This window comes from Segatella salivae DSM 15606, from assembly GCF_000185845.1.
GTDB lineage: Bacteria > Bacteroidota > Bacteroidia > Bacteroidales > Bacteroidaceae > Prevotella > Prevotella salivae.
This window is the reverse complement of the sequence record NZ_GL629647.1, coordinates 836661-848382: the sequence shown is the minus strand read 5'-3', so window position 1 is coordinate 848382 and position 11722 is coordinate 836661. Positions and strand designations below refer to the sequence as shown.

General features: G+C 38.3%; 10 protein-coding genes. All 10 read left to right on the top strand.

Annotated elements, in window-relative coordinates:
• A partial coding sequence (locus tag HMPREF9420_RS14565; RefSeq protein ID WP_007134064.1) for an ROK family protein occupies nucleotides 1–662 on the top strand: 662 nt, incomplete at its 5' end.
• 63 nt (nucleotides 663–725) lie between these two features.
• Nucleotides 726–1418 carry a LysE family translocator gene (locus HMPREF9420_RS03535; RefSeq protein WP_007134063.1) on the top strand — a complete coding sequence of 231 codons (693 nt, stop codon included), beginning with the start codon at nucleotides 726–728 and terminating at the stop codon, nucleotides 1416–1418.
• Between the two features lie 33 nt (nucleotides 1419–1451).
• Entirely contained in the window at nucleotides 1452–2003 is a 552-nt protein-coding gene (locus HMPREF9420_RS03530) for a DUF4924 family protein (protein ID WP_007134062.1), read from the top strand.
• 34 nt (nucleotides 2004–2037) lie between these two features.
• Complete coding sequence (gene rfbD / locus HMPREF9420_RS03525; protein WP_007134061.1) at nucleotides 2038–2910, top strand: dTDP-4-dehydrorhamnose reductase; 873 nt, start codon at nucleotides 2038–2040, stop codon at nucleotides 2908–2910.
• Nucleotides 2911–2955: 45 nt separating this feature from the next.
• Complete coding sequence (locus tag HMPREF9420_RS03520) at nucleotides 2956–4542, top strand: peptide chain release factor 3 (protein WP_007134060.1); 1587 nt, start codon at nucleotides 2956–2958, stop codon at nucleotides 4540–4542.
• A 21-nt stretch (nucleotides 4543–4563) separates the two neighbouring features.
• Nucleotides 4564–5154 carry a UpxY family transcription antiterminator gene (locus HMPREF9420_RS03515; RefSeq protein ID WP_007134059.1) on the top strand — a complete coding sequence of 197 codons (591 nt, stop codon included), beginning with the start codon at nucleotides 4564–4566 and terminating at the stop codon, nucleotides 5152–5154.
• A 22-nt stretch (nucleotides 5155–5176) separates the two neighbouring features.
• On the top strand, nucleotides 5177–6397 hold the full coding sequence (locus HMPREF9420_RS03510; protein ID WP_044078740.1) for a hypothetical protein: 1221 nt from the start codon (nucleotides 5177–5179) through the stop codon (nucleotides 6395–6397).
• A gap of 898 nt (nucleotides 6398–7295) precedes the next feature.
• Nucleotides 7296–8540 (top strand): DegT/DnrJ/EryC1/StrS family aminotransferase, encoded by a 1245-nt coding sequence (locus HMPREF9420_RS03505; protein WP_007134056.1) that lies wholly within the window; start codon nucleotides 7296–7298, stop codon nucleotides 8538–8540.
• Between the two features lie 19 nt (nucleotides 8541–8559).
• The gene (locus HMPREF9420_RS03500; RefSeq protein ID WP_007134055.1) at nucleotides 8560–10491 is read left to right on the top strand and encodes a polysaccharide biosynthesis protein; all 1932 of its coding nucleotides are present in this window, start codon (nucleotides 8560–8562) and stop codon (nucleotides 10489–10491) included.
• A gap of 35 nt (nucleotides 10492–10526) precedes the next feature.
• Entirely contained in the window at nucleotides 10527–11645 is a 1119-nt protein-coding gene (locus HMPREF9420_RS03495) for a nucleotidyltransferase family protein (RefSeq protein WP_007134054.1), read from the top strand.
• Nucleotides 11646–11722 lie beyond the last annotated feature (77 nt).

The following is an 11722-nucleotide window of genomic DNA, read 5'->3' as shown; positions in this document are numbered from 1 at the left end:
TCAGTAAGCGACTCGGAGGCATTCCTGTTGGCTTGACAAATGACGCAAATGCGGCAGCCATTGGTGAGATGACTTATGGTGTTGCGCGTGGAATGAAGAACTTTATCGTTATTACTTTGGGTACAGGTGTAGGCTCTGGAATCGTTGTTAATGGTCAAATGGTCTATGGTTGTGACGGGTTTGCCGGTGAGTTAGGCCATGTAATAGTTCGTCCAACCGATGGACGTTCATGCGGATGTGGCCGTAATGGTTGCCTTGAAGCTTATTGTTCAGCAACCGGTGTGGCTCGTACTGCACGTGAGTTCCTTTCAAAGAGTGATGAACCTTCATTGCTTCGAGATATGAATGCAGATGATATTACATCGTTGGATGTTAGTATTGCTGCTGAAAAGGGTGATGCTTTAGCCAACCGAGTATACGAGTTTACCGGAGAGATGTTAGGCGAAGCATGTGCTAATTTCACTGCATTTTCAAGCCCTGAAGCCTTTATCTTCTTTGGTGGTTTGACGAAAGCGGGAAGCTTGTTAATGAATCCTTTGCTTGAAAGTTATAACAAACATGTGCTTCCTGTGTTTAAGAATAAGGCAAAGTTCTTGATTAGTGGTCTCGAAGGTTCAAGTGCAGCAGTGCTTGGAGCGAGTGCCGTTGGTTGGGAATTATAAATTTTTCATATTTAAGCAGGTTGCTTTTTGCAATCTGCTTTTTTTTTTAACTTTGTGCCCTGTATGGATATGTCACTCCCTTTTCAAATAGATATCTTGGAACTCATATTCAAGGGAATCGTTATTGGAATATTAGCGTCGGCTCCTATGGGCCCAGTTGGTATTCTATGTATTAATCGTACCCTTAAGAAAGGACGCTGGTTTGGATTTGTAACGGGTGTAGGAGCAGCATTAAGTGATTTGATTTATGCTATTCTTACAGGTGTTGGAATGAGTTTTGTAATTGATTTCGTGAAAAATCCAAATACAAAATTCTATTTACAGATATTTGGAGCAGTGCTTATTTTGCTTTTTGGTATCTATAGTTTCCGTAGCAATCCTATGCAAAATGCACATACAAGTAATGGTAATAACCGTGGTTCCTTATGGCATAATGCCTTGACTGCCTTTGTTGTTACATTCAGTAATTTGCTTATTGTGCCTTATTTTATGATGCTATTTGCCTTGTTTGCATTCGTTACTCCTGCCCATAAGATTGAAATGTGCGTGGGATATATAAGTGTGTTATTTGGCGCATTGCTTTGGTGGTACGGTCTAACGTGGTTGGTAGATAGGATTCGTGGTAAGTTTGATGATAACGGAATAGTTATCATTAACAAGGTAATTGGCTGCATAGTTATTATATTTTCTTTGATAGCGCTTGTTGGTACAATCTTTAATTTGTATCATCTTCCCGAACTTGCTTCGTTGATGTAGGAATAAAATCGACTCAAACAGTATTTATTCAACATGTTTATAGCAAAACAATTAAGAAAGAAATCTATCGCAGAATATCTGCTTTATATGTGGCAGATAGAAGATATCATCCGAGCAATGGGCTGTTCTCTTCCTTTGATTCGTAAGGCATATATCAGTAAATTTACCGATTATACCGACGAACAAAAGGAAGATGAGATTGACTGGTTTGGTAATTTGGTTCGCATGATGAATGAAGAAGGAAAGCGAGATCAGGGCCATCTCAATATCAATGATATCATTGTTCGTGATTTAGTAGACCTTCATCAACGCTTATTACAGAGTAATAGGTTCCCCATTTATAACGCAGAGTATTATAAAGTGCTACCCTTTATCGTTGAATTACGTGGTAAAGGAGACAAAAATATAAGTGAAATCGAAACATGTCTTGATGCACTTTATGGTATTATGATGTTGAGAATGCAGAAAAAAGAGATATCTCCTGAAACAGAACATGCTATTAAAGAGATATCAACTTTTATAGGAATGCTAAGCGATTACTATCTGAAAAATGAAACAGAAGGCTTGGATTTCGGTGAAGAATAGATTATACTAAACGATATAAAGGACCTAAAAATATATGAATATCTTAGTTACGGGTGCAAACGGACAGTTGGGTAACGAAATACAAAAGGTTTCCAAACATAGTCAAGACCATTATATCTTCACAGATGTATGTGATGGTTATGAGAAATTGGATATCACAAATCTTGATGCTATTCGTCAGATGGTAGCTCAATTAGATGTGAAGTGTATTATCAATTGTGCTGCTTGGACAAATGTTGACGCAGCTGAGACAGCGGGAGATATCGTAGAACAGCTCAATGCTAAGGCTCCAGAGAACCTTGCTATGGCTATGAAAGAGGTTGAAGGCCTATTGGTTCACATCAGCACAGACTATGTTTTCGGGGGCGACCCCTATAATACTCCATGCCGAGAAGACCAAAAGGGAAGTCCGACAGGGGTGTATGGACAGACAAAATTGCATGGAGAGCAGCGTATCTTAGCTACAGGAGTAAAGCATATCATTATCAGAACGGCATGGCTATACTCTGAGTTTGGAAAGAATTTTGTTAAGACTATGCTCTCACTTACAGCTACAAAACCTCAATTAAAGGTTGTTTTTGATCAGTGTGGCACACCAACTTATGCTGGAGATCTTGCCGATGTGATTTATGATATCATAGAAAACAGAAAGTTTGATAACAATGAAGGAATCTACCATTTCAGTAATGAAGGAGTGTGTTCCTGGTATGATTTTACTAAGGTTATCGCTCAAATGGCTGGTCATACTACATGCGACATCCAACCTTGTCACAGTGATGAATTCCCAAGTCCAGTGAAACGCCCCGCCTATTCAGTACTTGATAAGTCCAAAATAAAAGATACTTTCGGTATAACTATTCCTTATTGGACAGATAGTTTGAGGAAGTGTATTGCTGCTTTGCAATAATATCATCTTGCGGAAAAGCATGTAATACAAAGTAACAGAATTGATATGAACGAGATACAAAGAAGACGTACATTCGCCATTATATCCCATCCGGATGCAGGTAAGACTACGTTAACAGAAAAATTCCTGCTTTTCGGTGGACAGATTCAAGTGGCCGGAGCAGTTAAAAACAATAAGATTCGCAAGACAGCAACGTCAGACTGGATGGACATAGAGAAGCAACGTGGTATCTCTGTGTCTACTTCTGTTATGGAATTCGACTATCTTCCCGATGGAGAATCAGGAGAACCATATAAGGTTAACATTCTTGATACGCCGGGACACCAAGACTTTGCTGAGGATACTTACCGCACTTTGACAGCTGTTGACTCTGCAATCATTGTCGTAGATGGTGCAAAAGGTGTTGAGGCTCAAACGAGAAAACTCATGGAAGTGTGTCGAATGCGCAACACTCCTGTCATCATTTTCATCAATAAAATGGACCGGGAGGGGCGTGATCCCTTTGATTTACTCGACGAACTTGAAGAGGAATTACAGATTAAAGTGCGTCCTCTCTCATGGCCAATAGGGCAAGGTCAGCGTTTCAAAGGTGTCTATAATATCTATGAACAGCAACTAAACCTGTTCACACCCAATAAGCAGCGTGTCACGGAAAAGGTTGCTGTAGACATCAATTCCAAAGAGTTGGACGAAAAGGTCGGTGAACGTGAAGCACAACAACTGGGAGATGATCTTGAGTTAGTTGATGGAGTATATCCTGCTTTCGTTAAAGAAACCTACCGAAGTGCCGAGGTTGCCCCCGTTTTCTTTGGTTCGGCTCTCAATAACTTTGGTGTACAGGAGTTGTTAGACTGCTTTGTTGACATCGCGCCAAGCCCCAAACCAACGAAAGCAGAAGAGCGAATGGTTGAACCAACAGAATCCAAATTCACTGGTTTTATATTCAAGATTACCGCCAATATCGACCCAAACCATCGCAGTTGTATAGCTTTCTGCAAGGTTTGTTCAGGTAAATTTGTACGTAATCAGCCTTATCTTCATGTGAGACAAGGCAAGACTGTGCGCTTCTCTTCCCCCACTCAGTTCATGGCGCAGCGTAAAAGTACTGTGGAAGAAGCCTATCCTGGCGACATTGTTGGACTGCCAGATAATGGTATTTTCAAGATTGGTGACACGCTCACTGAAGGCGAATTGCTTCATTTCCGCGGCCTTCCCAGCTTCTCTCCGCTGTTGTTTAAGTATATCGAAAACGACGATCCAATGAAGAGTAAGCAATTCCAGAAGGGCTTAGACCAGTTGATGGACGAAGGTGTTGCACAGCTTTTTGTCAACCAATTCAATGGACGCAAGGTTGTGGGAACGGTTGGTCAGTTGCAGTTTGAAGTTATACAATATCGCCTTGAGCATGAATATAATGCAAAATGTCGTTGGGAACCAGTTCACCTTTATAAGGCTTGTTGGGTTGAAGCCGATGATGTGACCGAGTTAGATAACTTTAAGAAGCGCAAGTATCAGTACATGGCAAAAGATACAGAGGGACGGGATGTCTTCCTTGCAGATAGTAGTTATGTACTCTCTATGGCGCAACAAGACTTCAAGAACATTCGTTTCCACTTTACAAGTGAGTTTTAATCTTTTTTGATTAGAAAGCCAATGTTAGAAGAAAACTCATCACTCAAGGAGTCGTTGCGTGCCAATTTGTCGACAGACGAAGACGAACGAGATAATCGTCCGTGGTATGCTATCAGACTTTTTACTGTTCGTCAGAAGGCGGTTGCTGAATTTCTTAAGGAAAATCAGTTTGAAGTCTTTATTCCAGAAGAGTATGTTGATGTCGAAGATAGCGACCATCATATCAAACACGTGCTTCGTCCTGTTGTGCGCAATCTGCTGTTTATCAAGAAGGATAGAGGCGAAAAGGAAATCAAAAAGATAGTTACCGAGTCGTCATATAAGATGAGTGTTGTCACAAAAACACGCGAAGACCGGCGTTATTCAGAGATTCCTGCTCATCAAATGTATGAGTTTCAGGCCATGTGTAACCCTGAGTTAACGATGAAAAAGTTTCTTAGTGAACAACAGGCACACTTGAAAAAGGGAGATAAAGTACTTGTGAAACATGGTCCTTTGAAAGGGCTGACAGGACGATTGGTGCGTTCCAACAAAAAATACTATCTGTTAAAAGAGATTCCTGGCATGGCAATCATGCTCAAAGTAACACGTTGGTGTTGCGAAGCGCTATAACAATCACTTAAAAATCTATAACATGAAACACTATTTTTTCTTATTCCTTATGATCTACTTTTGTCCTTTCTATGTGATGGGGCAAGACGATTCTTCTGTAAAAATGACTGAACTTACAGACGAAAGTCAGCTGGTAGATGGAGGAATCTATATCATGACAGGTTATGCAGACAATCAATATTTTGGGTCACAATATAAATTATTCAATGCAAGTTATTATTTCTCATCAGGTATAAAAGAGGGAAATAAGCCCTCTACTAAACTTAGTGACCTTCTTCCTTATTGCGATTTATTGTGTTTTGAACGTCACGAAGATGGCTGGTATGTACGGAATCTGACCTCTGAACGCATGGGGGTTAATCGTCGTTACTTATGTGCTGATAAAGATTATAAGGGTTTTCTGAAGCTCAATTATATGCCAAATAACCATAATATTCTTTCATTTAAGAAAGAAAATGATAAACTTGAGGCGCTAATTGGAGGAGAAAAAATCCGTTATGATAAAAATTCAGGTCGCTATTTGCTTGGAAAGAATGATGTAACAACATCGCCAGTATCATTCTATCAACTTGAAAATGCATCATTATTGCTGTGTGATACACTCGATATTTATAGCATTCATACAACTGCTCATGTTCGTTTGAAACGCCACTTCAAGTCTGATTGCTTCAATACCTTAATACTTCCATTTAAGGTTGATAATTATAAGAAGGTGTTTGGAGAGGGAGCTTTAGCCTACCTTCCAATGGGAATATCTGACGGAAAGCTGCATTTTAAGAAGGTGGATGGACCATTGGAGGCGAACAAACCTTATCTTCTTTGTGGTAAGGTGGATGCAGTTGAAGATGATATCCATGATTTTGGGCTTGTGAAACTGTCTTATAATCAGGATATTTCTTTAGTATATCCGAGACAAGGGATTACGTGTCATGGCGTTTATAAGGCTGATGAATATAGGCCAAAGAAAGGAACTTATTTCTTTGGAGATAGTAAATTGTATAAGCAAGAAGCTGATGAAAAGATTAATATGAAAGCGTTTCGATGGAGTTTTACAAGTAGTGAGACCTTCAATGCTAAGGCTTTTTCTATGGAAGAGATATTATCAATAATAAAAATCCCAAGTACTTTCAAGACCGAGTCTGCTAAAATCTATACGCTCGAGGGGCAATTTGTTGGTACTTCACTAAGAACTTTGCCCAAAGGAATATACATATCTCAAGGTCGAAAGATTGTGATAAAGTAGCATTGGTGAATGTTTTATTGGATGATTGATAGTGGTTTACTTTCTATCAGAATAATGGTTTCATCATATTTTCTTATAGCCGTTACAGAGGTTTGTAGGTTCAAAGCAAATATGTTAAATCTTATCATATAACTTTACAATTTATCTTATAGAATACTCTCATTCTTATTGAGGAGTTATGCTGGGTGAAAGAATTCCAGTTTTCTTGTGTTTTATAAAATGTTTATAGTCAGGGTGTTATAAGATTAACACTGAAATAAATTGTAAAATGACATGAAAGATTCATGCGTTTTGCGCCAAATGAGGGTTTAATTACATGGGTTTTGTCGTGTAGAATGACAGATTTAGCAGTGTGATTTGCCTTAGATTGCAACGAGGGTACATTCTTTTCTTTGATAAAAGTTGAAGAAAGGGGAATTTAAAGTCTTTTTTTCAATGTTTATTTCTCTATTTCAAGAGAAAATAAAATGTTAAATATTAGACCTTAATTTTACAGAATTTACTTGATGTGTGGATATCTTTTCTTCATTCGTCGAATGAATATCAAATGATGGTGAGCTTGCTCTCTTATTGTGTTTAACAAGTGCTGAATTAATGATTCCATTCTAATTTTTGTTTAAAAATATGTTTTTAATTCGATAAAGCTAAGTATAAATTTGCATTTTACATTAAAAAAATCTAACTTTGTAAAATCATATAAGATTCAGATATGAAAGTTTAGAAAGTGGGATATCAGTGCGCACGAAAGGCAAATTACAAGTCTTCGTTTCGCAATATTAAATTTGTCAGGACTTGATTATTTTGTATTTTGAGCGCGATGAATATCTCGCGTAGTGACAGAGAAGAAATAGTAATTATACTAATAGTTATTTTCTATTGATTGTAAGAATTCTATAATATGACACAGAAACGTATTTTGTTGTGTTTGGCCCATATGAGTGGCCATGAAATGAAGTTTATTCAGGAAGCCTTTGATACGAACTGGGTGGTACCATTAGGCCCAAATGTGAATGGATTTGAAAAGGATTTAGAGCAATATATGGGGCAAAATAAACGAGTAGTAGCCCTATCTGCTGGTACAGCTGCAGTTCATTTGGCTCTGATAGCATGTGGCGTTGGCCCCGGAGACGAGGTCATTGTGCAGACATTTACCTTCTGTGCATCTTCCCATCCTATAACATATTTGGGTGCAACTCCTGTGTTTGTAGACTCTGAAAGCGAAACATGGAACATGTCTCCTGAACTTCTTGAAGAGACGATTAAAGACAGAATAGCGAAGACAGGACGTAAACCTAAGGCCATTATTCCCGTCTATTTATATGGTATGCCGGGTAAAATCGAAGAACTTTTAGACGTTGCTTCACGTTATGATATCCCTGTAATTGAAGATGCAGCAGAGGGATTTGGCTCACGTTATAATGGTCAAATGGTGGGCACGTTTGGGCGATTTGGCGTGCTAAGTTTCAATGGAAATAAGATGATTACGACATCGGGTGGGGGCGCGTTAGTATGTCCTGATGAAGAAAGCTATAACAGAATAATGTATTTTGCAACGCAAGCTCGTGAGTCATATCCATATTATCAACACACTGAAATCGGTTATAACTATCGCATGAGTAATATCTGTGCTGGTATAGGTAGAGGCCAAATGATGATACTTGACGAGCATATTAAACATCATCAACATATCGCTGAGCTTTATAGGGAAGCCTTTAAACAAGTTGATGGAATAGAGTTTCATGACAATCCAGACGCGAAAATGAGTAGTAACTTCTGGTTGAATACAATTACAATTGCCCCAGATGTGAAAGTCAAAGGACAGGAAAATGCTTATAAAACCATTGTTAAAGGCGCCGTTGGTGGGGCCGCTGGTGTTGTACATCAGGCGTTAACAGCACATACCGACTGTGAACCAAACGACAATGTTGAGGCAATGCGTGTTTGTCTTGATGCAAACAACATCGAGAGTAGACCGCTTTGGAAACCTATGCACAAGCAACCTGTTTATAAAGATGCACCAGCATATATCAATGGAGTGAGTGAAAGTTTGTTCCGTCAAGGCCTTTGTTTGCCAAGTGGTCCTATGGTTACAGATGATGATGTGGCACGGATTGTGAGCATAATCAAGGACTCTCTTTGTTAAACCTATAATCTTTTATCGTATGATAGTATTCAATAAATTAACAAATTGGTATTTTACCAAGCGCTCTTTGCCTTATTGGGCCATCCTTGCTATGGATATCTTGATTTGCTATTTGTCAGGAATCTTTGTGTTTTGGATGTATTATCGTGGTGCAGTAACATTGAAAAATATCGAGCTGTTGTCGAAAACGATATGTATGTATATGTGCTTTAACCTTATCGGTTTTAAGCTTTTTCATACCTATTCAGGCATCATTCGATACTCAAGTTTTGTTGATTTAAAGCGTGTGGGCTATGCTATGGTTGTGTCATTAGGTGTAGCTGAGGTGATGCATTATGTCATTTATAGTTGGGAATTAGATTTTGTTCGTTTACAAGGACGCCAACTTGTGGCCATGTATGTAGTGGCAACGATGGCTATGTGGACTGCACGTGTTTTAATAAAATCGGTCTATGACATTTCATTTGCTAATGATGGTGCCTCAAAAACATTGATTTATGGTGTTAGAGATGGAGGAATCGGCTTGGCAAAGAGCATTCGTAATGAGAAACCATCACGCTATTTGTTGAAAGGTTTTATCAGTCATAACCCGCAATACAAGTCGCATTTGTTGCTGGGTGAACGCGTTTATCAAGTAAACGAGGGGTTACGTGCGTTCTTAGAAAAGGGACATATCTCTACGGTTCTCGTCTCTCCATTGCAGAATGAGCGTTTTCGTAATGACCATTTTTTGCAGGATATGTTGATTGATGCAGGCATAAAGATTTTGATGTTGCCTGAAACGAAGGAGTGGGGGGCTGAAAGTGATGTGAAGGATCTACAGCCTGTGAGCATTAATGACCTGTTACCTCGGAGCGAGATTTCAGTAGATTTGAAGTCTGTTGGTGACATGTTGAAAGATAAGAAGATTTTAATCACAGGGTCAGCTGGTAGTATCGGAAGTGAGATGGTACGTCAGATTGCGTCGTTTAAGCCATGTAGTATGATGCTGATTGATCAAGCAGAAACTCCACAACATGATATTAAACTCTTGATGAAGAATAAGTATCCAGACATTAAGTGTACGATAGTTCTCACCAGTATTACTAAGCAATCGCGAATGGAAAAGCTATTCAGCGAGTTCAGACCAGACTATGTTTTTCATGCAGCAGCCTACAAACATGTGCCCATGATGGAGGATAATCCGAGCGAAAGTATACAGAATAATGTATATGGAACAAAGGTAGTTGCAGACTTAAGTGTGAAGTATGGTGTGAAGAAATTCGTCATGATTAGCACAGATAAGGCTGTAAATCCGACCAATGTAATGGGATGTTCGAAGCGAATTTGTGAGATTTATACGCAAGCTTTGAATGAAAAGATTTTGAACGATTATAATAATGGTGGCATGAAAGGAGAGGCTCCGACTCAGTTTGTGACTACACGCTTCGGCAATGTATTGGGTTCTACGGGGTCGGTTATACCTTTGTTTGAGAAGCAAATAAAGGCAGGTGGCCCTGTAACTGTTACAGATCCGAACATCATTCGATTCTTTATGTTGATTCCTGAAGCTTGTAAACTTGTACTTGAAGCAGGAACTCATGGAAAAGGAGGTGAGATCTTTGTTTTCGATATGGGTGAGCCTGTGAGAATTGCTGACCTGGCTCATCGCATGATTCAATTGAGTGGAGCTAAAGATGTGAAGATTGTATACACAGGTTTGCGTCCTGGTGAGAAACTATATGAAGAGGTCTTGGGTAATGCAGAAGACACTTTACCAAGTTTCCACAAGAAGATTAGGATAGCAAAAGTTAAGGAATACGACTTTAATCAAGTTAGTTCAGAGATTGACCAGCTTATAGAACTTGCAAAATCTTTTGATGAAATGAGTATTGTTCGAAAGATGAAAGAAATAGTTCCAGAATATATCTCGCAGAATTCTGTGTATTCACAGTTAGATACACATTTATAATCATATATTGGATAATTAGAATATAAAAAGTTTTAATGGGAAATAAAGGTCACGATTCGTTTAGGGCTTATTTCGATTTTCTTAGATTTTGTTTGGAAGAAGATGGTAAGATTCCTGATAATCTTAACGAAATCGATTGGGATAAACTATATCTATTTGGAAAGAAACAAGCGATAATTGGTGTACTTTTTTATGGTATAAAGAAACTCCCTGATTCAGTTCCACACCCCAACAGAACTCAAATTTTTAAATGGTATAGTACAAGTCTGCTTATAGAAAAAGCAAATAGACAAGTATATAAAGATGCTGTTGCATTGACAAAACTATTTAAGGAACGTTTTGGTGTTCGTAGTTGTGTGTTGAAAGGACAAACAAATGCTTTGATGTATCCAGAGCCATATATGCGTACACCGGGTGATATTGATTTATGGACTGATGCAAAAACAATAGACCTTATACGTTATTCTCGCTCGTTAGATAATAGGGGTGAGATTGGATATCACCATATAGAACTCTCTTATTTTAAGACACCTGTTGAGTTACATTTCTTTCCTTCCTTCATGGGTAATCTTTGGCATGAATATAAATTGAGACATTTCTTCACAGCATGTAGAGATGCTCAATTTAATATGCATACTATTTTACCGGATAATTTAGGTGAGATATACACCTTAACAGACGAATTTAATCGGGTATTTCAAATGTCTCACCTCATGCATCACTTCTTTTTCGAAGGGATAGGACTAAGGCAAATGATAGATTATTATTATCTTTTAAAACGTGGCTTCACTGAAACGGAATGTAAAGATACAATTCGTTGGTTTAAACGAACAGGCATGTATAAATTTGCTTCAGCTGTAATGTATGTTATGAAAGATATCTTTGGGATGTCCGAAGAATATTTGTTATTACCTCCAAATGGTCGTATAGGGAAATTATTAGTTTCAGAAATGATGCAAAGTGGTAATTTCGGATTTTATGATAAGCGTTATTCTTTTGCAGGAAAATCCGTATATTCTCAGTATTTTATAGAGATTTATCGTAATCTTCACTTTGCTTTTGATTTCCCATCAGAAACGATATGGGGGAGACCTATATCTCGTTGGTGGCACATGTTATATAAAGCATATCTTAGAAGACAGCTTAAAGGTTGATAACATTTACTATCTGCATTTCCCATGCTTGTTATTTCATTCATTGTTTATACAGATAATACTTATAAATCATATTG

Excerpts from the sequence above, each read along its gene's own strand:
- HMPREF9420_RS03535 (WP_007134063.1), top strand. The coding sequence starts at position 726 with ATGGATATGTCACTCCCTTTTCAAATAGATATCTTGGAACTCATATTC.
- HMPREF9420_RS03530 (WP_007134062.1), top strand. The coding sequence starts at position 1,452 with ATGTTTATAGCAAAACAATTAAGAAAGAAATCTATCGCAGAATATCTG.
- rfbD (WP_007134061.1), top strand. The coding sequence starts at position 2,038 with ATGAATATCTTAGTTACGGGTGCAAACGGACAGTTGGGTAACGAAATA.
- HMPREF9420_RS03520 (WP_007134060.1), top strand. The coding sequence starts at position 2,956 with ATGAACGAGATACAAAGAAGACGTACATTCGCCATTATATCCCATCCG.
- HMPREF9420_RS03515 (WP_007134059.1), top strand. The coding sequence starts at position 4,564 with ATGTTAGAAGAAAACTCATCACTCAAGGAGTCGTTGCGTGCCAATTTG.
- HMPREF9420_RS03510 (WP_044078740.1), top strand. The coding sequence starts at position 5,177 with ATGAAACACTATTTTTTCTTATTCCTTATGATCTACTTTTGTCCTTTC.
- HMPREF9420_RS03505 (WP_007134056.1), top strand. The coding sequence starts at position 7,296 with ATGACACAGAAACGTATTTTGTTGTGTTTGGCCCATATGAGTGGCCAT.
- HMPREF9420_RS03500 (WP_007134055.1), top strand. The coding sequence starts at position 8,560 with ATGATAGTATTCAATAAATTAACAAATTGGTATTTTACCAAGCGCTCT.
- HMPREF9420_RS03495 (WP_007134054.1), top strand. The coding sequence starts at position 10,527 with ATGGGAAATAAAGGTCACGATTCGTTTAGGGCTTATTTCGATTTTCTT.